Genomic DNA, 24,865 nt, shown 5'->3' with positions numbered 1-24,865 from the left:
GGCTAGCCGTCAAACCGCTTGAGCCGCAGACTGTTTGTCACCACCAGCAATGACGAGCAGGCCATCGCCGCGCCGGCGATCATCGGGTTCAGCCAGCCCAGCGCCGCCAGCGGGATAGCCGCCACGTTGTAGGCGAATGCCCAAAAGAGGTTCATTCGGATCGTCCGCAACGTGCGCGCCGACAGCCGCAGCGCGGTCGGGACGGTGTGCACTTCAGTGCGGATCAGCGTCAGATCGCCCGCGTCGATCGCGGCGTCAGCGCCGCTGCCCATCGCCATACCGATATCGGCGACGGCGAGCGCCACCGAATCGTTGACGCCGTCACCGACCATCGCGACGGTTCTGCCACTGGCCTGCAAATGCTCGATGGCGTCGGACTTTTCGGTCGGCAGCACGCCGGCGATCACGTTGTCGGCGCTGATGCCCACCTGCTCGGCGACACGTCGGGCCACCGCAGGGCTGTCGCCGGTCAGCAGCATCGGCGTGATGCCCATGGCGAGCAATTCCGCGATCGCCGTGGCGCTGTCGGGCTTGACCTCGTCGGCGAGCGTAATCACCCCACGGACCTGTCCGCCCCAGGTCACCTGAACCGCCGTCTGCCGGGCCGGGGCCAGCAGCTCGACGCCGGCCAGCGAGCCGGCCCGCGAGACCGCCACCTCGACACCGTCGACCACGCCGACGACTCCCGTGCCGGGATGGTTCACGAAATCGGCTGGGCCGCTGCCCAACTCAAGCCCGCGCAGACGGGCTGCCGCCACGATCGCCGCCGCCACGGGGTGTTCTGAGGCCGACTCGACCGCCGCGGCGCGAGCTAACACCAGGTCGGCATCTTCGCCCGGCTGGACCTCGACGTCCTGGACAGTCATCGCGCCGGTGGTCAGGGTTCCGGTCTTGTCGAAGACGACCGTGTCGACGCCGTCGACGGTTTCCAGCAGCGTGGGATCCTTGATCAGGATGCCGAGCTGGGCACCACGGCCGGTGCCGACCAGGATCGCGGTCGGGGTGGCCAGTCCGAGCGCGCAGGGGCAGGCGATGATCAGCACCTCGACGGCCGCGGTGAACGCCGACGCGGCCGGCTGCCCGGTGAGCAGCCAGCCGGCCATCGTCACCGCGGCGATCACCAGCACGGCGGGCACGAAGATCGCGGCGACCCGGTCGGCCATCCGCTGGACGGGGGCCTTGCTGTTCTGGGCCTCACTGACCAGCCTGGCCATCCGGGCCAACTGGGTGTCGGCGCCCACCCTGGTGGCGCGCACCAGCAGCCGCCCGTAGGTGTTGAGTGAGCCGCCGACGACGATGTCACCGACAGCCACGTCCACAGGGACCGGTTCGCCGGTCATCGCCGAGGTGTCCAAAGCCGTTGCGCCGTCGATGATCACGCCGTCGGTAGCGACCCGCTCCCCCGGCCGCACCACGACGACGTCGCCCACCTGGAGCTGCGATACCGGCACCGGCACCTCTTCTCCGTCGCGCGACACGACGGCGTCCTTGGCCGCCAGACTCACCAACGAGCGCAGCGCCGCCCCGGACGCGCGCTTGGCGCGTACCTCGGCGTAGCGGCCCGCCAACAGGAAGACGGTGACCGCCGCCGCGACCTCGAAGTACACCGGGCCCACTCCGCGCAGCACCGCCGTCGCCGACCAGAGGTAGGCCGCGAGCGTGCCCAGCGACACCAACGTGTCCATCGTCGAGGTGCGATGCCGAAGGCCGGCCAGCGCGGCGCGGTGGAACGGGTAGCCGCCCCACGCCACCACCAGGGTGGTCAGCGCCAGGGACAGCCACTGCCAGCCGACAAAGTGCCACGGCATCACCATCGACACCGCGACGACCGGCAGTGCCAGCAGCGTCGACCCGATCAGCCGCCGACGCAGCTCGTCGTTCGGGGCGTCATCGGCCGGCCCGAACGGGTCGACCACCACTGACGCCTGATACCCCGTCGACTCCACCACGCGAATCAAGTCTGTGGCCGACACCGCGGGCTCGTGTTGGACGTGGGCGCGCTCGAGCGCAAAGTTCACGGCCGCCCGCACACCGTCTATCCCGTTCAGTGCACCCTCGATGCGCGCGGCACACGACCCGCAGCTCATGCCGCGCAGGTCGAGATCGGTGACGGTCATGGCGCCGCGGCACGGCTGGTTCGTCGCAGCCGCGCGACGCCGACCACCGCCAGCATTCCGGCGGCGGCCGCCAACAGCAGGGTGAGCAGCAGCATCGACGGGTCGTAGACCACGGACGTGGTCGCGGGCTGATCCTTGATGACGGGTGCCACCAGGATGGTGGCCCGCACCGTCGACCAACTGGCCGCGCAGCCGACTGCCGCGGCGCAGGCCAGCAGCAGCTCGATAACCGCACGCACTCGTCCCGTCACCAGCCTGAACCCTCGTCGTCGTCCGGAACCTCGGTGGGCCCGACCCGTTCCTCGACCAGCGGGGTCAGCGCGTTGCGCAGGTGGCGGTGACGCCGCGCCCATGCCTGCGCGGTCCGTCCGCCGGTGAGCCGCAGGCCGATGCCCGTCCGACCCTTGGGCACCCCGACCAACTCGCCGAGCGCACGCGCCGACTGCCACCGCTCCAGGTCTTTCTGCGCCGCCAGCGGGCTTTCGGGTTCGGGGTACACCTTCACGATTTCGGACACCTTGATGGTCTCGGTGCCCTGACGCAGCGTCTGCGGGGTCAGCACCACCGAGGTGTGGATCCGGGCCGCTTTGACTTGCAGCGCAATGAAACTCGAGACCACGACCAAGAAGAACAGCGGGACCGAGACTTGCCAGCCGTTGCCGTTGGACTTCTCGATCCACAACATGATCCCGGCCGAGATGGGACCGGCCAGCACCCAGTACCAGGTGGCGCCGACCTCGCGAAAGATCGGCGCCGCGTCGGTGTCCGTACCGGCAGTCACGCCATCCATCATCCCCTGTCCGACCAGCGGGCGGCGAACCACCTGGGGTCGTGACTGTCAGGCGTCTACGGCGTCGGCGTCGGTGCGGTGTCCCAGGGGCCCGGGCCGGGCGCGGTGTGATGGCAGCCGGTCTGGCCCTCGACGGTGATCAGCGGACGGGCCGGCGCAGCCGGGGTGCCAATGGTGAGCCGCGGGAGACCGTGATCGCGCGGCAGCTGCCCGCTCACCGACTGACCCTTCGCCTCGTCGATGTTGTCGGCGTGGCGGGCGCGCAGCACATCCGCCGCGGCGGCGACGACGGCCTCGCGATCGGCGGGCGACGTCGGCGCGGGGGTGCTGTAGTGCGGTAGCTGGTACACCGTCCCGGTGAGGAAGGTGAACGGCGGGTCGCAGCCGGCTTGGCCGCCGTGGGTCACGGCCGACCACTGGGCCCCCGGGTAGACCCGCTGCACCGCTTCGCGGATCTCCTTGGCGACCGCGATCAAGTCGTTGGCAGCGTCCTGCAGCGAATCACGTTGACTGAGTTGGTTTTCCAGCGGCGTGGCGGACGGCTGACCCGGCCGGGGCCACGGGTACGGGTCGTAGTGGCAGCCCGCGAGGGCGGCCGCACCGGCGACGGCGATCCCGGCGCACCACCGCCGCGACGTCATCTCACTTGCCCGTCTTGGCCGCATGCGGCACCCCGGACAACACGGCGGCCAAGTTGTATCCCGACATCCGCAACGTCCCGTCGACGGCGCGGGGATAGTCGGCGTGCACCTCGGCCGCGGCTCGATCGATGCCCAGAATCGGGTCGACGCCGGCCGACGTCGACAGCGGGACGATGCCGGCGACCTGGTTGGGAGTGTTGCCGAACCACTGGTCGTTGACGCCGCTGCCGCCGAGCACGTCGATCAGGCCCAGCACGCCGAACGGCGCCAGCGGAGGCACGGCGAGCGCGGGAAGCAGTGCCTGCCCGTACTCCGGGGCCTTTTGTATCAGGGCGATCGGATCGCGTGCCGCCTCCTCGAAGAACGCGTGCCCGCCTGGCGCCAAATGCAGATCGCCGACGCTGTTGAGCTCCAGCCCGGGCGAGCCGTAGAAGACGACGTCGTGGACGTGGCTGTCCCCCTGTTGCAGCGCCAGGCTGGTGACCAGCGATCCGTAGGAGTGTCCGAACGCGGTGATCTGCTGTGACGGATTTTCGCTTGTCGCCGCCAGCCCCTGCCAGAAGCTGTTTAGGTGCGGCGCCGCCGCCTTGGCCCCCGCGTCGCTGGCGACGCTGAGGTCGGTCATCGACGCGGGTGGTTCGTAACCCACCCAGGCGACGGTGGCCACCGAGTTCGGGTTGAGATTGCCTGACTGCTGCAGGATTTGCGTCGTGGTGTGACGCAGGTTGGTGGCCTCGTCGACCATGCCGGGCAGGCTGGTCGCGTTGGTGCCGACCCCGCCGGTGGTGACCCCGAGATGCGTGGCGTTGTCGACGTCGCCGACACCGATGGCGGCGAAGACGTGATTCTCGTTGGATTTCGTGTCGAGCATGATGAGGCTGCGACGGTCGGCGGGGTCGATGGCTCGCGGCGTCCCGTTCGAGTTCGTCGGGTACAGCACGCTCTGGATGGCCTGCAGGTCGTTGTAGCGGGTTTGCGCCTTGGCGAGCGCTTCGGCGTTGGCGAATCCGGTGCTGCCCGTGGAATGTATGGCGTCGTCGTGTGCCCGGTCCAGCGTCTGTTTGGCGACGCCGAGTTCGTGTGGCAGCCGGATGCGGTTACCGGCGTCACGGACTGCGGTCGGGATCCCGTCGCGGTCGAGCGCGCCTGGGTCGTTGGCCAGGTAATCGGATTGCTGTTGCGGCGTCAGGCCGTCCCACCACTTCTTGACGTCGGTCGGCTTCGCCGAATTGTCCGGCGCCTTCGGCAGATTCGGCTTGGGAGCGGTTGGCGCCGGCGCGGCTGCGGCGCCGTCGGCGGCTTTGATGGCGGTCGCCAGGTCGCGGTCGACGCCGTCGGCGTCAGCGATCAGTTGCCGGATCCGGCTCTCGACGTCGGCTTTGACCGCGTCCTGCTGCTTCTTCATTTGCACCGTCATGACCGTGGCCTTGGAGGTGACCGCGCCGGTCTGCTCGTTGATGCTGAGTTGCGCCGCGTTGGCTTCGGCTTTGATCGTCGACAGCCGGTATTTCAGGTCGGCGACTTCCGCGGACGCCTTGTGCGCCGCGGTGGCCACCCGCTTGCAGTCTTCCGCGTGGTCGGCCAGCGTGACCTTGATTCGATTGGCTGACTCGCGGGCGGCCTCGGCCGTCTCGCCGTGCCAATCGACGAACGTGAGCAGGTCTCCGACGGTGTTACCGGTGGTCTCCGCGCCCTCGGCACGAAGCGTCGCCGCCAAGAACACCTGCTCGATCGCGGCGTCATCCCATGCCTCGATGTCGGCTAGCGACAGCGTCATCGGCCGAGTTTCAACCGCTGACTGGCGTCTTTGTCCATCTCGCTGAAGGCCGTCGCCGCGGCGTCGAGTCCGTCGTGGTGGTCATTGAGCATCCGGTGGTGGTCGCCGGCATGCGACTGCCACCGGTCGAGCAGACCCGACAGCGCCGCGCCCGAGGAGCCGACCCACCCGGACTCGGCATCCCATCCCTGCGACTGGGTCGAGGCGTAGGTGCCCGCCAGTTCTTCGTGGTGGTCACGACCGACCGTCGCGGCGTGAAAGACCTCTTCAGGCTTGATCCTGAGGTTGTCCACAGCGACCCCCGATGTCGACTCGACTAACTGGCCGAAATCGTATATCGCACCGCGAGGCCTGACACTTCACCCTTTTTTGGCGCTCACCTGGTGAAGTAGTTGTGCGCATCGCTGCGATGCAACAAGAACATGCCGCCTGCGATCAGCACCGACCCGGTGATGCCGGCCGCGCCACATACGACCGCATAGACGGGCGGCCACGTGGCGCTGAACAGGCGGGTACCGACGTAGACGACGGTAGCGATCGCCCCGCCCGTCAATGTCGTACGGGCCCAACGGTATCCGGCCCGCATCAGGATCAGGAAGGTCACGACGATAGCGCACAGCACCGCGGTGAAGAGCCCGGACGCAACGAGCAGCGGCGTGGCGCGCTGGCCGTCCGACGAGCCGACGAGGTCGGCGGCGTAACCGATCACCATCAGCGGGACGGCGACCAGCCACAACCAGAAGCCGGTATCGACGTCGACCGGCCGGTTCGGCGCCTCGGGATTGACCGGGGGCTGTTGACCCCAACCCGGTCCGACGGGACCCGTCACGACAACCAGTCGGCCGCGCTCGCGGCCCAGTAGGTGAGCACGATATCGGCGCCGGCACGGCGGATGCTGGTCAACGATTCGAGCGCGGCCGCACGCTCATCGATCCAGCCGTTCGCGGCCGCTGCCGCGATCATCGCGTACTCCCCCGACACTTGGTACGCGGCGACGGGAACGGGCGAGATCGCGGCGGCCGCGGCCACCACGTCGAGGTAGCTCATCGCGGGTTTCACCATCACGATGTCGGCACCCTCGTCGAGGTCGAGTTGGACTTCGCGCAGCGCTTCGCGGGCGTTGCCCGGCTCCTGTTGATAGGTGCGCCGGTCGCCGATCAGGCTGGAGCTCACCGCGTCTCGGAAGGGGCCATAGAACGCCGACGCGAATTTGGCCGCGTAGGCCAGGATGATCACGTCGGCATGCCCGGCGGCATCCAGGCCATCGCGGATGGCCGCCACCTGGCCGTCCATCATGCCGCTCGGCCCCACCACGTGTGCCCCCGAATCAGCCTGTGCCACAGCCAGTTCCACGTAGCGCTTCAAGGTGGTGTCGTTGTCGACGCGACCGCGTTCGTCGAGCACGCCGCAGTGGCCGTGATCGGTGAATTCGTCCAGGCAGGTGTCGGCCATCAGCACGGTCGAGTCGCCGAGGTCGTTGGCAAGGTCTCGCAGTGCCACGTTGAGGATCCCGTCGGGGTCCGATCCTGCCGACCCGACAGCGTCTTTGTCTTCGGCCCGCGGAACGCCGAACAGCATCAGCCCGCCCACCCCTGCGCTCACCGCTTCGGCGGCGGCTTTACGCAGCGAGTCGCGGGTGTGTTGGTAGACGCCCGGCATCGACGCGACGGGAGCCGGCTCGTCGATGCCGTCGGCGACGAACATCGGCAGCACCAAATGCCTTGGCTCGAGCGAGGTTTGCGCGACCAGCCGGCGCATCGCCGGGGTCGACCGGAGCCGACGCGGACGCTGCCGCATGCTCATTCCCCTACGTTGACTCTGCGTCCAGGGCGGGCGTTGCTCGCACTTTTACGCCGTGGGCGCAGACTCAACGTGCGACAGGTCATCGCCTGCGGCTCTTCTTACGCGGCGGCGGCAGCGCACCCTCGGCGCGCAGTCGCGCGGCATGCTCGGCCAAGGCCTCGATCAGCGGACCGACCGCCGCGGTCTCGGGCTGCACGTCGACGCGCAAGCCGAATTCGGCTGCCGTCTCAGCGGTTTTCGGCCCGATACAGGCGACGATCGTGCGGGCGTGCGGCTTGCCGGCGATGCCGACCAGGTTGCGCACCGTCGAGCTGGAGGTGAAGCACACCGCATCGAAGCCACCGGTCTTGATCATTTCGCGGGTGGCCGCCGGCGGCGGGGCGGCCCGCACGGTCCGGTAAGCGGTGACGTCTTCGATCTCCCAGCCGCGTTCGCGCAGGCCCTCGGCCAGCGTCTCGGTAGCGATGTCGGCACGCGGCAGCAGCACCCGGTTCACCGGGTCGAAAATGCTGTCGTAGTCCGGGAATTCGTCGAGCAGGCCCAACGACGACTGCTCGCCGGAGGGCACCAGCTCTGGGCTGATCCCGAACGCTCGGACCCGGTCGGCGGTCGATTCGCCGACGCAGGCGATCTTCACACCGGAGAATGCGCGGGCGTCCAGACCGAACTCGCCGAACTTCTCCCACACCGCGCGCACCGCGTTGGTCGAGGTGAACACCACCCACTGGTAGCGACCGTCGACCAAGCCCTTGACCGCACGCTCCATCTGCGCGGGGCTGCGCGGCGGCTCGACGGCGATGGTCGGCACCTCGATCGGCAATGCGCCGTGCGCGGTCAACCGCTCGCTCATCTCGCCGGCCTGGTCCTTGGTGCGCGGCACCAGCACGGTCCAGCCGTACAGCGCGCGGCTCTCCCACCAGTTCAGCTTGGCGCGATTGGCGACGGTCTTGCCGATCGTGACGATCACCGGTGACGGCGCGGCGCCGTCCGGTGCGAGCAGCAGCGTCGAATCGGTCAGCCCGCCCAGCGTCGACTCCACCGAGCGCTGCTGGCACGTGGTGCCCGACGACGTGACCACGCAGGGCGTGGTGTCGGCCAGGCCGTACTCGATCAGCGTGCGCGCCGCATCGGCGACATGCGACGACGTGGCCTGCAGGATCAGCGGGCCAGGTCCCGCGGCCAGCGCGCCCCAGTCGACGTCCCCGCGGACGTCGGCGACGGTGTGTGAGGAGCCCAGCGGCAGACCGGCGTAGGTCGGCACCGCGTCGCTGGCGGCCAGGCCCGGCACGATCTCGAAGTGCAGGTGGCTGCGCGCCACGGTGTTGACTTCGGTGATCACCGAGTCCACCGACAGCGGGTCGCCCGAGACGAGCCGGACCACGTCGGCGCCGGTGCGCGCCTCGGCGACCAGCGTCTTGGCCACCTCGGCGGGGTCGCCCAGGGCCGGCCGCACGTCAGGCCCAACCGACACCACGGCGGGGGGTTGGTCGCCGGCGTCGGCACCCGCGGTGTCGTCGTTGCCCGACTGCGCAGCCGGTTCAGCCGGCGCAGGCCCGGAGACTGGCGGCAGATCCTTGCCGATCAACGCCAGTACCGCCTCGGGCACGTCGGGATCAATGAACACCAGGGGGGCATTGGCCAGCACCGCCGCGGCCCGCGTGGTCAGCAGGGCCGGGTCGCCTGGACCCAAACCCACGAACATGATGCGGCCGGGCCTCGGCTTGCGCCCTCGCGTCGTCATCGTCGCTCCTACCTACCTACCTCGTTGGCGCGCGTGGGTTATCGCGCGCTCGACATGACTTCCCGTGCGCCCAAGTCGAACAGCTCGGCGGCCACCGAGAGCCCTAGCTCTCGTGCCCGATCCGGACTGCCGATCCCGGACGCGCGGATCACGTCGGATCCGTCCAGGGCCGCCACACAGCTGCGCAGCGACAGCTCCTCGAAGATGTGGCCGTCCTCGTCGATGGACTCGACCACTTCCGCGATCGCACCCACCGGCGCGGAGCAACCCGCCTCCAGTTCGGCGAGCAGGGCACGCTCTGCCGTGACGGCCGCGCGGGTGTCGGCGTCGTCCAGCTCTGCCAGCAGAATCGCGAGCCGGGAATCCCCAGCTCGGCACTCAACGGCGAGAGCTCCTTGAGCCGGCGCCGGCAGCATTTGCACCGGCTCCAGCGTCTCGGTGACGTCGTCGAGACGTCCGAGTCGGGTCAGACCCGCCCGAGCAACCACGATCGCGTCCAAATCACCACTGCTTACCCTGTTCAACCTGGTGTCTAGGTTGCCTCGTAGGGGGCGAATTTCCAAACCGAGACCCAGTGCTCTAAGCTGCGCGGCCCGACGGGGCGACGATGTGCCCACGACTGCCCCGCCCGGCAGCTCTCCCAGCACCAACCCGTCGCGGGCCACCAGCGCATCGCGGGGATCTTCCCGTGGCGGGATGGCCGCGATCACGAATCGCTCGTCCTGCGCGGTGGGCAGGTCCTTGTACGAATGAACGGCCATGTCGACCTCGTCGGCAGCGATGGCTTCGCGTAGCGCCGCGGTGAAGACGCCGACGCCGATGTCGGCAATCGGCTCGTGCGACTGGTCGCCAGCGGTGCTGATGATGACGAGTTCTGCCGGGTGGCCGTTGGCCACTAAAGCGTCGCGAATGGCGCCGGCCTGGGTGGTGGCCAGCAAGCTACCACGGGTACCGATCCGGATCACGTCGGGCAAGCGGCTACTCTGCTAAATCCGTTGAGGCAGTGGGTAATTCACCGACATTCGCGACGGCGTCGACGGCGGTCTGGTCGAGCTCGAACAGCTCCCTGAGCGCTTCGGCGTAGCTGTCTCCACCTGGTGCGCTGGCCAGCTGCTTGATCCGCACGGTAGGCGCGTGTAGCAGCTTGTCGACGACACGGCGGACCGTGCGGGCGACTTCGTCTTTTTGCGCGGCCTCGAGCCCGGGAAGCCGATTTTCGAGACGCAAGAGTTCGGCTTCGACCACGTCGGCGGCGCGCTGACGAAGCGCGGTGACGGTCGGAGTCACTTCGGCCATCCGCTGGCCGGCCAGGTAGGTGGCAACCTCGGCGGCGACCATGTGGCGGGCGGCGTCGGCGTCTTTCGCGGCGGCCTTGGCGGTCGGCTCGCGCTGGATGCGGTCCATGTCGACCACCCAGACGCCGGGCAGTCCGGAAACCGCCGGGTCGACGTCGCGGGGCATGCCCAAGTCGCAGATCACCAGCGGCTGGTCGTCGCGGCGAGAGGCGGCCAGCGCGTTGTGCACGTCGGCCAGCGACACCACCGGGCGCACCGCGCCGGTACAGCTGACCACGACGTGCGCATCGGCCAGCGCCGTCGACAGCTTGTCCAAGCTCAATGCCTCGGCGGCGGTGCCGGATTCGCGCAGCTTGCGGGCCAGCCGCTGCGCCCGCGGCAAGGAGCGGTTGACGACGTAGATGCGGCCGATCCCAGCCCGAGTCAGGTGGGCGACCGACAGGCCGCCCATGGCCCCGGCGCCGACGACGACGGCGGTCTTGCCCTGCAGGCCTTCGAGCCTGGTGTCCGCCATGCCGAGCGCGACGGAGACGACGGATGCGCCGGCCGCGTCGATACCCGTTTCGGAATGCACCCGCTTGCCCACCGCGAGCGCGCGCTGAGCCAGCTCGTGCAGCGTCCGGCCGACAGTGCGGTTGACCTCGGCGGCCGCATACGCGCGCCGGACCTGCCCGAGCACCTGCTGTTCGCCGACGACCGCCGAATCCAGGCCGCTGGCCACGGCGAACAGGTGCTCGACGGCGGCCTCGCTGTAGCGGACGTAGGCGTGCTTGGTCAGGTCGGGCACCGACATGCCGGAGTGGTCGGCGAGGACCTGGCCGATGGCCGACAGTCCGCCGTGGAACGCCTCGACGACCGCGTAGACCTCGACGCGGTTGCATGTGGAGAGCACCATCGCCTCGGTCACCAGCGGTGACTGCATGATCCGGTCGACGAGCTTGATCTGCTCGGACTCGTCGGTGCTGAGCTGCTCGAGGACGGAGACTGGCGCGCTGCGGTGCGACACACCGAAGAGCAGGACGCTCACGGCTGGATCACCTGGCCTGCTCCCTTGCTAACACCGGTGAATTGACTGCTATCCACCGTAGTCGGTTACCTGAAAGGCCACCAAATTTACGGCGAAGTCACCCGTTGGCGAGATCTGAGCGCAGCCGGGGTTCGTCGAGTTCCCAGTAGCTGTGTTCGCGGCCGTCGAGCAGGACCACCGGAAGCCGGTCGCCGAATTCTGCTCTGAGTGACGTGTCGCCCGTCGAGGCCTCGGCGTCGACGTCGGTGGTTTCGAGGTCGAAGTCGAGCTCGGCCGCGAGCTTTTTCAGCTGCGCGTGGACTCCGTCGCAGATCGTGCAGCCGGCGCGGGTCAACAGCTGCACTTGTCGACGACTCATGGGGCCCAGTCTGTCAGGGCGGGCAGGCCGATGGAAAACGCGGAAAAGCGCATCCGACGACGACGTTCGGCGGACAAAAGCTGAATACCGGAATCGGTGATCAGCGATAACATCGCACCATGTCGGAAAATCCGTCGAGCGGACCTATGCACGGGCCTGGAGCTGGGTTTCCGCCTGCGCCGACCGGGTTTCAGCCGGGCCCGCCGCTGTGGCAACCCGCGCCTGCCAAGGGCCAGTCGCGCGGATTGACCTACGCCGCGCTTGCGATTGCCGTGATCGCGACGGGTCTGGCGATTGTCGGCTGGTTTCGGCCGACGCCCCCGCCGCCAGCGACAAAGGCCTCTCCGAGCACCCCGACGTATACCGAGCAGCAGATCGCCGACGCGAAGGCAAAGGCGTGTGCGGCACTGGATGTCGTGAACAAAGGCGTTACGCAGCACGCTGGCTCGGGCTCACAATCGCATCAGAGCGATGACCCTGCTATGGCGGAGGCTCAAGCCGCTGATTCACGACTCGCAATCATTGCGGGCGGTTGGTATTTACGCGATCATTTGGACGCCGCCACGCCCGAGGCGATCGCTGATTCGATCCGTCATCTCTCGCAAATCTTGCTCGATCTGGGCGAGAACTACCTGGCTGGCTTAAGAAACGATGATCCGGCCCAAGCGAATTTGATCAAAGAGGGTAACTCCGGCTTCGACCACGCCCTGGAGTTGTGCAAGTAATGGCGTCAAGCAACGTCGATCCGTGGTTCAACCTCATGGTGGGTCACTGGTACACCCCAGAAACTGACCTGGGATTAGTCCATGCCTCATCGACTAAGCGTCAGATGACCTCTGCCGTCTGGCGAAATTTCTCAGAGCAATTGCGCCAGCAACTAACGTCGTCATTGAGTCCCGACGTGCAAAAGGGCATCACTGCCGACGGCCTCCGCGAGACGTTCAAGTGGGGCGCAGATCAAGCGGAAAATGTCGCCGACACGAACGGCGTGATAAGCAATTCGCACGCATCAGGCTTCCACTGCGCGAGCGACTTGAATTCCCGGCTCAAAACGATCGCTTCCGAGGGCAAGGCGGAGATCAACCAGATCCAGCAATCGAAGGATCTGCCTCCTATCAAGCTGGGCAAGATTGTGGAGGTGGTGATGCAGCGTCAGCAAGAGGCAAACAGCGCTGCTGCACCTAGCACTCAAACCGTCTTCGAAGCGATCCAGAAAGTTCTAGACCAGCGGGGAATCCCTCTGAGTGCCCGACAATTTGCCCAACAGCAGGGGATCGATACCACACGCATGTTGGGATCCCCGAACCAACAAAAAGTTACAGAGCAAGTTAAGAACATACTCGGTCAAGGCGGGCCACCTCAGGCCCCGCCGCCACCGGCAGAAAAGACACATCTTGGAGAGGACGCTCCACAAGGTCCTTTACCCTCGAACGTTCCGCCAACAGAGCAGAGTACGCACCTCGGAGAGAGTGCTCCGCAGTCCCCTCCGGCTGCCCTAGGTACTTCTCAACCCCTGCAACCCACCCATCTTGGTGGCCCTGAGCCGCAAGCGCTTCCGTCCGGTATGGGCACTCCTAATTTGCGAGCCCCTGTATCACCCGCCCTACCCTCCACGAGTTCATCCCTTCCCATGACCGGCCTGGCAAATAGCACGCCCACCAACGCTTTTGGCCCGCCGACACTGGGATCCGTTCCCCAGACCGGCGGGTTGATGCAAGGGATGAACCCAGGCCTGGGCCAGGGCGCACCGATGCCGGCCGCGCTGAACAATATGCCGCCGGTGACAAGCCCGGTTCAGCCTCAACTGCCTACTCAGGCGATCTCGGATCTGCCGGCCTCGACGATGCCGTCGGCGGCGCACGCCCCCGCGTTCGATGCGCCGACCCCGCCCGCAGCGCCACCTGTCAGCAGCACCCCGAGCCCGGTGATCGAGTCGAATACGCCGTATTTGGCCTCGCCCGCCGCTGCCGCTTCGGCCGCGGCGCCACCTGTCGGTCCCCTGCCGAGCTACGGATCAGACATCAGGCCGCCCACGCCAATAGCGTCGACACCCACCGTCCCGTCCAGTCCCGTCGCGGCGACGTCGAGCCCGTCGAGTTACTCCCCGACGTCAGCGCCGGTAAGCCCTTCGGCCGGATCGAGCGCTCTCTCGCAACCCGCGGTGATTCGTCAGCCCGCAAGCGCGCCGACCGCGCCCCCCGCACCGGCCAGCATCGGCGAGCAAGCCGTCGTGGCAACGGCTGGCGGTGCCGCTGCCGGCGCCACATCTGCGCAAGCGACCGCAAATGCCCGACTTCAACGCATCGTCGACTTCGTCGCTCGCCAAGAACCGCGACTCCGCTGGGTAGCCGGGGACCGCGCAGACGGAACGACTGTGCTCATAACCGATCTCGCGAGCGGATGGGTTCCACCAGGCATCCTAATCCCGTCGGTGGTGACCCTGCTCGAGCCCGCCGACCGTCGAGGTGACCTCGAGGCGTTGCTCGGCCAGGTCGAGACCTCGGCTAGCTACACCCCGCTGCACTACCTCCCCGAGCCCGATGAGGAAATCGAACCCACGCCAACATCGTTGCGGCCTAGGCGAGTTCGTGCCGTCGATGACTTGGGCTGGGAGTTGGGACAGGCAACCAACTACCGCGACGGACTGCCGCGAATGGCACATACGATCGCCAGAGCCGCATTGGCCGACACCGGTGTATTAGATATCGAAATCCAGCTGCTCGACGAACATCTCACAAAACTTCGCGAAGGCGTGATCAGCTCGTACCCAGACGACATCGATAGCGCGGCGGTCGCCAACTGGCAGCTATTGGCGGCGATCGACGCACTTGTCGCGAAGGACGCGATCGGTGCCAACTACCACTTCGCCTGGTTTCAGGCACTCAATCGCGTGCCCTAGGAGTAGAATTCGATGGACCCGCAGCAGTTGCAAATCGTCTTGAGTCAACTCGCGCACGCCTACGGCATGCCACCGCCGCCGCCACTGACACCCGACCAGATCGCCTCGGGAAGCTCCCTGATGAGTCAGCTGCTTGCGACGTTGGGCCTCGCGGGCAACGTCGGCGACCCGGCCGATCTGGCCGCCGCCCAAGCTCAGCATGCTCAGCGCGGCCAGCAAACTGGCGATGCCATGACGAAATTTCCTGCCAATGAGGAGAATTCGAGCAAAGAGCTAGAGCAGCTGATGGGCACCGTCCAGCAGTTGCCTCAACAGGTGATGCAAACCTTCAGCGGACTTCTCCAAGGCCTGACTCAACCACTGAACCAAGCCATGCAACAGGTGTCGCAGATCAGTTCGCAGCTGACAAGCACTCTCGGCAAGGCCGGTCAGGGCGCGGGGATCGGTGCATCGGTGCCCGCCGACGCACTTGGTGATGCTCTCGGCGCCGGGAGCGCCGGGCTGGGGGCAGGAGGAGCCGGGGCAGGGGCAGCTCTCGCGGGCGGCACCACCCCGGCGGGAACCCTTGGGCCACCGCCAACTCCGTCGGCCGGGACTGTTCCAGCCTCGTCCCAGACGCCTGTCGTACCGCCGAGCGCGCCGGACTCCGCCGCCGGGGCACGCGGAACGATGGGTGGTGGCATGCCGATGATGCCGCCGGGCGCAGCGCATGGCGCCGCGGGTGGCAGCGACAGCAAGGCCGACACGAAGCGCATCGTTCCCCCGACCGTGAAGAACGGCGCACCCGTTCAGGGTCGGATCGCCACCCCACAAGCAGCACCCGAGGTCGTCAAACGAGTGGCGGGCAAGCCGGTAGCCAGCCGTCGCCTCCTTGTCCCCGAAGACAAGCGCGACGACGACGAAGAGGACAACAGCCGCAAACAGGCCTAGCACCCTGCGGCCAGGGGTGAATTGTGCTGTTCGCGCGAGACCTCTAGCTTTACGGCTATGGCCGAGCGTTCCGTCCTTCGGGCTCAACCTGAGGCGATGCACGTTGTCTCACAAGCCTTGTCAAGCGCAGCGAAAGACCTGCAAATCCGACTGGTCGAGCTGGACAATCAGGTTCGCGATCTCCTAGGCGGCTGGCAGGGCAGCTCGGGCGGTGCCTACGCCGCAGTATGGGATTCGTGGCATCAGGGCGCCCGCGAAGTGCAAAAGGGATTGTCGATTATGGCCAACGCCGTGGGCTCGACGGGCGCTGAATTTCAGACTAACGAGGAGGCGTCGGCGCAGGAATTGAACGGACTTTACCGTGACTGACGCCTTCAGCGTAAATCCCAATGCGCTCGCCGACGCGATAGAGCGCATGGGCGATTACCTCACGCATACCGAAAGCATCACTGCTGAAATCGACTCGTTGGTAGCTCATTTGCACCAGAGCTGGTCGGGCCAAGCGGCGGCAGCACACGCAGAGGCACACAAACACTGGTCAGCGGGCGAATCGACGATGCGGCAAGCACTGAGCCAACTAAAGGCTGCCGGCGCCACCGCACACCACAACTACACCCAAGCCATGGCGACGAATTCTGCCATGTGGTCCTGAGCCATGGCACCGCTTGCGGTCGATCCGAGGGCGCTGGATAGTGCTGGTGCCAAGGTCATTTCGGTCGGCCAAGGCCTCGACTCCGCCGTTTCGGCGTTGACCACGGCGCTCGCTGGGTGCCACGGCATGTCCGGCGACGACCCGGCGGGTGCGTCCTTCGGCCACGCCTATGACAGTTCGGCGTCCAAGTTGCTCGATGCCATGGCGACTACCCGAAACGGATTGTGCCGTTTGGGTGATGGCATCAGAGTATCGGCACACAACTACTCTGTCGCAGAAGCGAATTCAGATATCTCAGGCCACGGTCAACCGCTGCCGGGGCCTCATCGAACCGGTGCCATCGCGTCGGGATCGGCGCCGTCGTCGGTCGGCCACGGCGTCGGAGTCCCGGCGGGTTGGGGCTGGGTGGCCAACTACATCGGGATGATCTGGCCGACGGGGAATTCGGCCAAGCTGCGCGGTGCGGCGGCGGCGTGGACGACCGCTGGGACCCAGTTTGAGGTCAGCGAGATACTCGGCACGGTCGGGCCAATGAGCGTCATTGGCGCGCAAGAGATTCCCGAAGGCCCGGCGATCGCCGCCGCCTTTGCCGAAACCCATCGTTGCGCAGCCGGAATCTTGCAACAGTGTGCGACGGTCGCCACCCACTTAACGACCTACGCAGCCAAGATCGACACAGTCCATGCCGCAATCATCGATTTGCTGTCCCGCATCTGCAATCCGCTGACCGGGATCAAAGAAGTGTGGGAGTTCCTCACTGACGAGGACGAAGACGAAATCAAGAAGATAGCCAACGACATTCGTGTCGTCGTAAAACAGTTCACCGCCGAAGTGCATGCCCTGGGGCAACAAATCGCCTCTGCGCTCCACGAGGCGGAAGCGATTCTCTCCACCATGGCACAGTATGCCGAGAAGGAGTGGGACCACTTCCTGCATGCCACCGACATCGGCCGGGCGCTCGACAACTTCGGGCGGGCGTGCGGCGGCTTTCTACGAGAAGCGGAAAGCACCGTCAAAGGTCTGTGGAATTTCAATCCGCTCCGTGCTGTCGTGGATCCAAAAGGTTTCTGGCACTCCGTGTCTGGTGCGGTCGAGAAGCTGGAGGCGCTCACCGGCGCTGACGGCGAGCAGAAAGCCGAAGAGTCGTGGAAAGAGCTCGGCAAAGGCATTGTCCACTGGGACGACTGGGGCACGGACCCGTTTACGGCAGCGGGCGAGACGCTATTCGACGTGGCAACGGTAGCGCTGCCCGGCGGCGCCTTGTCGAAATTGTCCAGACTCGGCCGCGTCGCGGAGGATGCCGCAGAAGCGCCGAGAGGGCTTCATATACCCACACCGGGACGCTTGCCGAACCCCGCCCCTCACGACAACCCACCGCCTCGTAATGACCAGCCGCGAACTGAGGCACCTAAAGCGGCTCAACCGATTCCCGCTCCCACTACCAAGGGTCCGCTGCCGCCCTACGGGGTCACCGAGCCGAAAAGCCCCGTTACTCAGAAGCCGCCGGCGGGCGTAGAGCCGAAGTCAGCGGGCGAGTCGGTCCCACCATCGCCGTCACACGCCGCCGTTCCGCCCGTGCCCACGTCGCCGGCGAGCGCGCCACCCGGAGCCGTCGGTCCTCATACGGCTCACCCGCCAGCTCAGAGCAGTGCACACCCTCCGGCCGGCGGAGACGACGCGGCAGTGCATGGCTTGACGGACGCGAAACGCGACGAGATTCTCGCGATGCCGAAGGGCAGCCGTCCCGACCCAAGTGAATATCTATCCCCCGAGTACATCCAGCAGCATCTGGACCAATTCCACGACGGCGTAACTCGATTCATGCCGGAGAGCAACCTCGATAAGTACGGCATCGCGCAGCGAGACGGGACATCGTTCGTCATGCCGAGGAGCGAAGCTGACGCGCTGATTGAAGCGACGCGCGGTGACCCCCGCGCTATGGAGAAGGCCCTTGGTCTAGTCGACGGCTTTCTCGACTCGACCAAGATTGTCCGAATTGATATCGGTCATCCGGATGACTACGACCTACGCGTGCCATCTGGCAATGAGGCTGGCGCCAATGATCAGTGGATTCCCGGCGGCAAGTTGCCCGACGGCGCGTCCGAGGCCGTTATCGACGGTGGAAGGGTCCCGGAGCCCGGCTACAGTGTCACCGTCATCTACGAATACGAGGATCTCTCATGAAGTTCGAGGACACCTATTTCTCGCGGGAAGACCGGTATTCGTTGGGTGTCGAATCCACGTCGGGCCGCAACTACGTATCGATTCCCGTCAGCAACGGCGTTGTGGATTACGAAGAATATTACGAACTCACGCCCGCTCAGTTCGAAGAGTTCTCTAGCGACCGAACCGCGGCGATTCAGTTTGTCGAGGCGTGCCGTCGCCACGAGCGGGACGAGTTGCTTTTGCAGAAACCCGGCAGCAACCGAGGCACTCCAGTGTGAGCGCAACCCGTCTGCCAGACGTGTCGACCAACCTGACCCAACGCCGCGGGGACGGATAATGTGAAACCGTGACCGCTCCCGGCGGCCCGGGCACTGTCGAACCCGGCCCGAACGCAGAACCTGACCCCGCTGAGCAGCAATTCGAGACGGCGGCCGCCAACGCCAGCGCTGAGCGGGCGCTCGAAGGCGTCCAAGCCGACGAGGAGCCAGGGCCCGAGCAGCCGCCGATCGACCTGACCGCCGCAGCGTTCTTCGACGTCGACAACACGCTGGTGCAGGGTTCGTCGCTGATCCACTTCGGCCGCGGGCTGGCCGCCCGCAAGTACTTCACGTATCGCGACGTCCTCGGATTCGTCTACGCGCAGGCCAAGTTTCAGGTCCTCGGCAAAGAAAACAGCAACGACGTGGCCGCGGGTCGTCGCAAAGCACTGGCTTTCATCGAAGGCCGGTCGACCGCCGAGCTCACCCAGCTGGGCGAAGAGGTCTACGACGAGATCATCGCCGACAAGATCTGGGAAGGCACCCGCGCCCTGGCGCAGATGCACCTCGACGCCGGCCAGCAGGTCTGGCTCGTCACCGCCACGCCCTACGAGCTTGCAATCACCATTGCCCGCCGCCTCGGACTGACCGGGGCGCTGGGCACTGTCGCGGAATCGGTCGACGGGATCTTCACCGGCCGTTTGGTCGGCGACATTCTGCACGGACCCGGCAAAGCTCACGCCGTGCGCTCGTTGGCCATCCGCGAGGGCCTCAACCTCAGGCGCTGCACCGCCTACTCTGACAGCTACAACGATGTGCCGCTGCTGTCGCTCGTCGGCACCGCCGTAGCGATCAATCCCGACGCCGCCTTGCGGGACTACGCGCGCAAACGCGGCTGGGAAATTCGCGATTTCAGGACCGCCCGCAAGGCGGCCCGCATCGGCGTACCGTCGGCTCTGGCACTGGGCGCGGCGGGCGGCGCACTGGCTGCGGTGGCATCTAGGCGGCAATCTCGCTGATAGGCTGCGCCGCTGAACACCCGTAAGAGTGGAGAGCAGCGCATGTCATTGCCCGCAGGCACCGAAGGCCTGATCGGCACGCACTACCGGTACCCCGACTACTTCGAGGTCGGACGCGAAAAGATCCGCGAGTTCGCCGACTCGATCAGCAACGACCACCCTGCTCACCACTCGGAAGAAGCCGCCACGGAGTACGGCTACGACGCCGTCGTGGCGCCACTGACCTTCCTTGCGGTCGCAGGACGACGCGTCCAGTTGGATGTCTTCACCAAGTTCGACATCCCGATCAATCTGGCCCGGGTACTGCACCGCGACCAGAAATTCATTTACCACCGGCCGATCAAAGCCGGCGACCGGCTGTACTTCGACACCTACCTAGACTCGGTCATCGAGTCGCACGGCACGGTCATCGCGGAGATCCGCAGCGAAGTCACAGACGCCGACGGCGAGCCGATCATCACCAGCATCGTCACCATGCTTGGCGAGTCGTCGAATCCCGACGCCAACGCCGAGGCGACGATCGCGGCAATTGCTTCTATCCGCGCTGGCGCTTAGGGTCAGCCGGAACCTTGTAGGGGGATTTCGACCGATGAGCACTGACCTCACGCCACATTTCGACGACGTTCAGTCGCATTACGACCTGTCTGACGAGTTCTACCAGCTATTTCTCGATCCCACTCAGACGTACAGCTGTGCCTACTTCGAGCGTGACGACATGACGCTCGAGGAAGCTCAGCGGGCAAAGGTCGACCTGTCGCTGGGCAAACTGGGCCTGGAGCCCGGCATGACGCTGCTCGACGTCGGCTGTGGCTGGGGGGCCACCCTGCGCCGTGCCATCGAGAAGTACGACGTCAACGTCATCGGCTTGACGCTGTCGAAGAATCAGGCCGAGCACGTCCAGAAGTCGTTCGACGAGCTGGACACCCAGCGCTCCCGGGAAGTCCGGCTGAACGGCTGGGAGCAGTTCCACGAGAAGGTCGACCGGATCGTCTCGATCGGCGCCTTCGAGCACTTCGGCTTCGAGCGGTACGACGACTTCTTCAAAATGGCGTGGGACGCGCTGCCTGCTGGCGGAACGATGATGTTGCACACCATCGTCGTCCCGAGCGACCAGGAACTGGCAGACCGCGGCATCAAGATGACGATAACCAGGGCACGGTTCGCCCTGTTCATGATGCGGGAGATCTTCCCGGGCGGCCGGCTGCCGACGGTCGCGATCGTCGAAAACCACGCCACCAAGGCCGGCTTCCAGCTGACCCGCGTCCAGCCGCTGCGCGAGCACTACGCGCGAACCCTCGATCTCTGGGCCGAGGCGCTGAAGGCCCGCAAGGACGATGCCGTCAGGATTCAGTCCGAAGAGGTCTACGAGCGGTACATGAAGTACCTGGAGGGCTGCGCCGAGCTGTTCCGCGAAGGCGCCACCGACGTCTGCCAGTTCACCCTGGTCAAGCCGGCCGAGTAATCAGCCGAAGAACATATTGCGGCGGCCGGCCAGCAGCTGATACAGCGTCTGCTGAATGGTCTCGCGCACCTGGTCGGTCAGCTCGAACGTGACCATCGGGTCCTCGGCGTCTGCGCCCTCGTAGTGCGCGGTGTCGATCGGCTCGCCGAACGCGATGTGCCACTTCGACGGTAGCGGCACCAGACCGGCCGGACCGGCCAGCGGGAACAGCGGCGTGACCGGGAAGTACGGCAACCCGAACAGCCGCGCCAGCAGCCGGACATCGGTCAGCATCGGGTAGATCTCCTCCGACCCGACGATCGAGCACGGGATGATCGGCGCCTTGGCGCGCAGGGCCGCCGCCACGAATCCGCCGCGTCCGAACCGCTGCAGCTTGTAGCGATCTTTGAAGCGCTTGCCCAGCCCCTTGTAGCCTTCGGGGAACACGGCGGTCAGCTCGCCGGCGGCCAGCAGGCGGTGTGCGTCGGCAGTGCACGCCATGGTGTGGCCGGCCTTCCGGGCGGCCGAGCTGACCACTGGCAAGTCGAACACCATGTCGGCGGCCAGCAGGCGCAGATCGCGGTGCGCGGGATGTTCGTCGTGCACGGCGACCGACGCCATCAGACCGTCGAACGGCAACACGCCAGCGTGGTTGGCCACCACCAGGCCGGCGCCGGTGTCGGGCAAGTGCTCGATGCCGCTGACCTCGACGCGGAACCACGACCGGAAAAAGAACCTCAGCAGTGGCCGAACGATCGCGTCGTTGAAGTGCGGGTCGAACCCGAAATCGTCGACGCGGTAATCGCCGGCCAGCCGTTGCCGTAAAAAATCGGCGACGGAGCTGACCTTCTGCACGAGTTCGTTGGTGGGCTTGTCAGCCGTTGAGCGGACACTCGCGCCCCGTCGGTGCTGATCGATTTCGCGTACGACAGCGGCGATCTCGTCGGCGGAGGCACGAGAGTCGGGCTCCGTGAGCAGGGACGGATGTTGGCGAGTGCTGTGCGTGCGTTGCCCGGCACGGCGTTGTGCCGCTGCGCGGGTCGAATTGCCGTGCAGCGGAATGACTTTGGCTTTCGAGTCGCCCGCCATAGGAAATACCTCACCCGCGTCAATTGATTTTGGCTCGGGGACCAAAGCGCTGCAGTGCTGCTACGGCCCGACCTTCAATGAAGCGTACCCATTCGGGATCAATAATGGGAGTCAAAGCTCGTCCACGAACGTAATCGTCAAAAGCCTCCGCAGTGGACCACTTGGGATGGTATCCGAGTTCCTGTTCCATGCGGGTGGTGTCCATCACTCGGCCATAGCTCAGGTAGTCGAGTTGCTCTCGGTTGATCTCGAGATAGCGGTTGGCGCGGCGCAGCGAATCCAGGGCCGCGAGACCAAAACCCGGTACTGGCACCGCAACTCGACCCGCACGCCGGATTGCTTGCGACAACATGATGATCCCGCTGGCTCCGATGTTGAACGTCCCGGGCTTGCCCGCCATCACCGCACGCTCCAGCGCGCCGAGCGCATCCTGCTCGTGTAACAGTTGCAAGCGCGCGTCGCGGCCGAGCACCGTCGGAACCAACGGACCCGCGAGGTAGCGCGACAATGTGGTTTCCATCGCCGGACCGATCATGTTCGCCAGCCGCAGGATTGTCACCGAGATGTCAGGCCGACGCCGGCCGAGACCACGTGTGTAGCCCTCGATGTCGAGGCTGTCCTTGGGAAAGCCCTCGCGAAAAGGACGACGGCTACTGCTGTCTTCGGTGAACATCACCGGGTCGTGCGGGCTGGACCCGTAGACCTCCGACGTCGACTTCAACACGACGCGACGCACCGACGGCGCCTTCTGGCACGCGGCGAACAACTGCATCGCGCCGAGCACGTTGATTTCCTTCAGGGCCGCCCCACCACCCGACCGCGGCGCGAATGACGCGGCGGCTGCGTGTACGACGGTATCGACGTCGCCGTTGCGGATCACCTTCGCGACAAACGGATTGCGGATGTCGGCCCGGACGAACTCGGCGCGGCCCATCCGGCGCAACATGTCCTTGCTGGGCGCGACGGCGTCGACGGCGATAACCCGGTCGATCATCGGATTCTGCGCCAGTCGCGCGGTCAAATAGCCGCCCAGAAATCGGCACGCGCCTGTGACCAGGACAACTTTCGGATAGTGCGGGGTGTCGGCGCCGGAACCTGATTGACCGCCAGACGAGTCCACGTGATCAGCCTAACGATCTCGAGCCAGCGGGGCATCGGCCGCGCATGACGGCAGCACGCAGCAGAAGGGTTACTTGCCGAGTTTTCTGCGCTGGACCCGCGTGCGGCGAAGCAGCTTACGGTGCTTCTTCTTCGACATCCGCTTACGGCGCTTCTTGATTACTGAACCCATAACTCCGCTATCTGTACTGGATTGCCCGACTCCTCCTCAGGACGCTGTGCGTCCCGCATCGTCGTCGCGCGGTCTGGATTGCCCAGGGCCGACGCGGCCGGGCAGATGCATGAACCTGGCTACTCTACCCGGGGGGGTAGGTCGAACACCAAAGCCGTCGAGCGGGCACTCAGGGCGACGACACGCCGACACGCGTCACCCTGACGGCACGCTGGACGCCGCGAAAGCACACTCGAGGAGTGTCGATCGCTAGCCGGCGTCGAAGTACGAGCTCTCCAGCATGTCGTGCACGGCTTTCGCGTGCACGCGGAAGGACCGGCCGACGCGCACCGCGGGCAGTTCACCGTTGTGAACCAGCCGGTAGACCGTCATCTTGCTGACCCGCATCAGTGCTGCCACTTCCGCAACGGTCAGGAATTGCGTCCGGGGCTGCTGGCCGTCCACGGAACCTGCGTCTCGTCCCGCTTTACCGCCAGCCGATGGCCCGTTCATAGACGTCATCGCAACCCAATCGTCAGGCTCCTGCAGTCCCAGCGGCTTCCCCTCCGCTGGCACCCACAGGTGCATACCAACAAGGAGAATAGCGGGACTCGTGTGGTTATTGCGACGGGTGGTGGCAAATAAATAAAATTCTATAAATTACTCAGATGTAATTCTTAGCTGCTCAGAGCGTGTTTTTGCGGCCTGCACAGCCGCATCGACGGCCGTGCGCAAACCACCTTTTTCTAATTCCCGCAGCGCAGCGGCGGTAGTGCCACCGGGCGAGGTAACAATGGCGCGCAGCCGTGCCGCGGTGGTGTCCAGCGACAGGTCGCGGCGTGAATCCGGGCCTGTTCCGCGATCTTGTTCGATGCGGTCCAGCAAGAGCGCCGCCGAACCAGCAACCGTCTGCGCGACGAGCTCGGTCGAGACGGCGCGGCTCAGCCCGGCCGCCACCCCGGCATCGATCAACGCCTCGATCATCAAGAAGAAGTACGCCGGTCCCGACCCGGAGACCGCCGTGACGGCGTCCAAGTGGTCTTCTGAGACCGTCAGCACCGCTCCTACCGAGTCGAACAGCGCCGCGACCTCCTTGAGCTGCTCAGGGGTCGCAAAACGGCCTGCCGCCATCGCGCTGATCCCGGCGCCGACCAACGCCGGGGCGTTGGGCATCACCCGCACGACCGGAGTACCGGCAAGCAGCTTGGATTCCAGATACGCCGTCGTCACCCCGGCCGCGACGGTGATGAACACCTGATCCGGGCTGTCATGCGCGGCGTCCGCGGCCACCTTTCCGATCTCGCCGATTACCGACGTGACGTCCGAGGGCTTGACGGCGATGATGACGAACGTGGCGTTCTCCACCGCGTCGGGCAGCGAGGTCACCAGGACGCCGTAGGTCTCAGCCAGGTAGCGGGCGCGGTCGGGTGACTTCTCGGCGACCACCAGGTCTTTGACCTGCCGTCCGGCGCGCAGCAAGCCCGACAGCAGGGCCTCGCCCATGCTTCCCCCGCCGACGAGCGCGATTCTGGCCATGTCGTTCAGCATGGCAGACGGATGTGACGTTTGAGCATCAAGGCGATCGCAAGCGCG

27 protein-coding genes are annotated in these 24,865 nt (G+C 66.2%); 10 read left to right on the top strand and 17 right to left on the bottom strand.

What is annotated here, in order from left to right; all coding sequences use genetic code 11:
* Window positions 1–2: 2 nt before the first annotated feature.
* The 12 genes from MKK62_RS13505 to MKK62_RS13450 all read right to left on the bottom strand — a co-directional run bounded on the left by MKK62_RS13505 (window position 3) and on the right by MKK62_RS13450 (window position 11,549).
* On the bottom strand, window positions 3–2,117 hold the full coding sequence (locus MKK62_RS13505) for a heavy metal translocating P-type ATPase (protein WP_240260573.1): 2,115 nt from the start codon (window positions 2,115–2,117) through the stop codon (window positions 3–5).
* A complete protein-coding gene (locus MKK62_RS13500; RefSeq protein WP_240260575.1) occupies window positions 2,114–2,368 on the bottom strand; it encodes a hypothetical protein in 255 nt (84 codons plus the stop codon). Before MKK62_RS13500 ends, MKK62_RS13505 begins: the two co-directional genes overlap by 4 nt.
* Window positions 2,365–2,907 (bottom strand): transport-regulating membrane protein Mce1N, encoded by a 543-nt coding sequence (mce1N, locus tag MKK62_RS13495; protein ID WP_240264161.1) that lies wholly within the window; start codon window positions 2,905–2,907, stop codon window positions 2,365–2,367. Before mce1N ends, MKK62_RS13500 begins: the two co-directional genes overlap by 4 nt.
* A gap of 56 nt (window positions 2,908–2,963) precedes the next feature.
* The gene (locus MKK62_RS13490) at window positions 2,964–3,548 is read right to left on the bottom strand and encodes an LppA family lipoprotein (RefSeq protein WP_240260577.1); all 585 of its coding nucleotides are present in this window, start codon (window positions 3,546–3,548) and stop codon (window positions 2,964–2,966) included.
* 1 nt (window position 3,549) lies between these two features.
* Window positions 3,550–5,325, bottom strand: coding sequence for an alpha/beta hydrolase (locus MKK62_RS13485; protein ID WP_240260579.1), 1,776 nt, complete (start codon window positions 5,323–5,325; stop codon window positions 3,550–3,552).
* Window positions 5,322–5,618, bottom strand: coding sequence for a WXG100 family type VII secretion target (locus MKK62_RS13480; protein WP_240260581.1), 297 nt, complete (start codon window positions 5,616–5,618; stop codon window positions 5,322–5,324). Before MKK62_RS13480 ends, MKK62_RS13485 begins: the two co-directional genes overlap by 4 nt.
* 83 nt (window positions 5,619–5,701) lie before the next feature.
* Complete coding sequence (locus tag MKK62_RS13475; protein ID WP_240260583.1) at window positions 5,702–6,154, bottom strand: hypothetical protein; 453 nt, start codon at window positions 6,152–6,154, stop codon at window positions 5,702–5,704.
* Window positions 6,151–7,128 (bottom strand): porphobilinogen synthase, encoded by a 978-nt coding sequence (hemB, locus tag MKK62_RS13470; RefSeq protein WP_240260585.1) that lies wholly within the window; start codon window positions 7,126–7,128, stop codon window positions 6,151–6,153. Before hemB ends, MKK62_RS13475 begins: the two co-directional genes overlap by 4 nt.
* A gap of 79 nt (window positions 7,129–7,207) precedes the next feature.
* Window positions 7,208–8,869 (bottom strand): bifunctional uroporphyrinogen-III C-methyltransferase/uroporphyrinogen-III synthase, encoded by a 1,662-nt coding sequence (locus MKK62_RS13465; RefSeq protein ID WP_240260587.1) that lies wholly within the window; start codon window positions 8,867–8,869, stop codon window positions 7,208–7,210.
* Window positions 8,870–8,907: 38 nt separating this feature from the next.
* Window positions 8,908–9,834, bottom strand: coding sequence for a hydroxymethylbilane synthase (hemC, locus tag MKK62_RS13460; RefSeq protein ID WP_240264162.1), 927 nt, complete (start codon window positions 9,832–9,834; stop codon window positions 8,908–8,910).
* Between the two features lie 13 nt (window positions 9,835–9,847).
* A complete protein-coding gene (locus MKK62_RS13455) occupies window positions 9,848–11,191 on the bottom strand; it encodes a glutamyl-tRNA reductase (protein ID WP_240260589.1) in 1,344 nt (447 codons plus the stop codon).
* 97 nt (window positions 11,192–11,288) lie between these two features.
* Window positions 11,289–11,549, bottom strand: coding sequence for a glutaredoxin family protein (locus tag MKK62_RS13450; protein WP_240260591.1), 261 nt, complete (start codon window positions 11,547–11,549; stop codon window positions 11,289–11,291).
* A gap of 245 nt (window positions 11,550–11,794) precedes the next feature.
* Here MKK62_RS13450 and MKK62_RS13445 point away from each other — a divergent pair, with 245 nt between their 5' ends.
* The 10 genes from MKK62_RS13445 to MKK62_RS13400 all read left to right on the top strand — a co-directional run bounded on the left by MKK62_RS13445 (window position 11,795) and on the right by MKK62_RS13400 (window position 20,934).
* On the top strand, window positions 11,795–12,274 hold the full coding sequence (locus tag MKK62_RS13445) for a hypothetical protein (protein ID WP_240260593.1): 480 nt from the start codon (window positions 11,795–11,797) through the stop codon (window positions 12,272–12,274).
* A 905-nt stretch (window positions 12,275–13,179) separates the two neighbouring features.
* On the top strand, window positions 13,180–14,448 hold the full coding sequence (locus MKK62_RS13440) for a DUF5631 domain-containing protein (RefSeq protein WP_240260595.1): 1,269 nt from the start codon (window positions 13,180–13,182) through the stop codon (window positions 14,446–14,448).
* A gap of 12 nt (window positions 14,449–14,460) precedes the next feature.
* Window positions 14,461–15,378, top strand: coding sequence for a hypothetical protein (locus MKK62_RS13435; RefSeq protein WP_240260597.1), 918 nt, complete (start codon window positions 14,461–14,463; stop codon window positions 15,376–15,378).
* Between the two features lie 57 nt (window positions 15,379–15,435).
* On the top strand, window positions 15,436–15,747 hold the full coding sequence (locus MKK62_RS13430; protein ID WP_240260599.1) for a WXG100 family type VII secretion target: 312 nt from the start codon (window positions 15,436–15,438) through the stop codon (window positions 15,745–15,747).
* Entirely contained in the window at window positions 15,740–16,030 is a 291-nt protein-coding gene (locus MKK62_RS13425) for a WXG100 family type VII secretion target (protein ID WP_286670859.1), read from the top strand. Before MKK62_RS13430 ends, MKK62_RS13425 begins: the two co-directional genes overlap by 8 nt.
* Before the next feature lie 3 nt (window positions 16,031–16,033).
* Window positions 16,034–18,214 carry an ADP-ribosyltransferse gene (locus tag MKK62_RS13420; protein ID WP_240260601.1) on the top strand — a complete coding sequence of 727 codons (2,181 nt, stop codon included), beginning with the start codon at window positions 16,034–16,036 and terminating at the stop codon, window positions 18,212–18,214.
* The gene (locus MKK62_RS13415) at window positions 18,211–18,474 is read left to right on the top strand and encodes a hypothetical protein (protein WP_240260603.1); all 264 of its coding nucleotides are present in this window, start codon (window positions 18,211–18,213) and stop codon (window positions 18,472–18,474) included. Before MKK62_RS13420 ends, MKK62_RS13415 begins: the two co-directional genes overlap by 4 nt.
* 68 nt (window positions 18,475–18,542) lie before the next feature.
* A complete protein-coding gene (locus tag MKK62_RS13410) occupies window positions 18,543–19,472 on the top strand; it encodes an HAD family hydrolase (RefSeq protein ID WP_240260605.1) in 930 nt (309 codons plus the stop codon).
* A gap of 42 nt (window positions 19,473–19,514) precedes the next feature.
* A complete protein-coding gene (locus tag MKK62_RS13405) occupies window positions 19,515–20,027 on the top strand; it encodes an FAS1-like dehydratase domain-containing protein (RefSeq protein ID WP_240260607.1) in 513 nt (170 codons plus the stop codon).
* 34 nt (window positions 20,028–20,061) lie between these two features.
* Complete coding sequence (locus MKK62_RS13400; RefSeq protein WP_240260608.1) at window positions 20,062–20,934, top strand: cyclopropane mycolic acid synthase family methyltransferase; 873 nt, start codon at window positions 20,062–20,064, stop codon at window positions 20,932–20,934.
* Here the strand turns inward: MKK62_RS13400 and MKK62_RS13395 are convergent, their stop codons facing one another.
* The 5 genes from MKK62_RS13395 to proC all read right to left on the bottom strand — a co-directional run bounded on the left by MKK62_RS13395 (window position 20,935) and on the right by proC (window position 24,808).
* Window positions 20,935–22,002 (bottom strand): lysophospholipid acyltransferase family protein, encoded by a 1,068-nt coding sequence (locus tag MKK62_RS13395; protein ID WP_240260610.1) that lies wholly within the window; start codon window positions 22,000–22,002, stop codon window positions 20,935–20,937.
* Between the two features lie 19 nt (window positions 22,003–22,021).
* Window positions 22,022–23,122, bottom strand: a complete 1,101-nt coding sequence (locus tag MKK62_RS13390) for an SDR family oxidoreductase (RefSeq protein WP_240260612.1) — start codon at window positions 23,120–23,122, stop codon at window positions 22,022–22,024.
* Between the two features lie 69 nt (window positions 23,123–23,191).
* Window positions 23,192–23,293: a 30S ribosomal protein bS22 gene (locus MKK62_RS13385; protein ID WP_003402602.1), complete on the bottom strand. Its 102-nt coding sequence runs from the start codon at window positions 23,291–23,293 to the stop codon at window positions 23,192–23,194.
* Between the two features lie 249 nt (window positions 23,294–23,542).
* On the bottom strand, window positions 23,543–23,794 hold the full coding sequence (locus MKK62_RS13380; RefSeq protein ID WP_240260613.1) for a cell division/environmental response transcriptional regulator: 252 nt from the start codon (window positions 23,792–23,794) through the stop codon (window positions 23,543–23,545).
* Window positions 23,795–23,932: 138 nt separating this feature from the next.
* Window positions 23,933–24,808, bottom strand: a complete 876-nt coding sequence (gene proC, locus MKK62_RS13375; protein ID WP_240260614.1) for a pyrroline-5-carboxylate reductase — start codon at window positions 24,806–24,808, stop codon at window positions 23,933–23,935.
* Window positions 24,809–24,865 lie beyond the last annotated feature (57 nt).

This window comes from Mycobacterium paraterrae (assembly GCF_022430545.2).
Lineage (GTDB): Bacteria > Actinomycetota > Actinomycetes > Mycobacteriales > Mycobacteriaceae > Mycobacterium > Mycobacterium paraterrae.
Note: the sequence above shows the minus strand (reverse complement) of the source record. Positions and strands in the feature narration are given on the sequence as shown.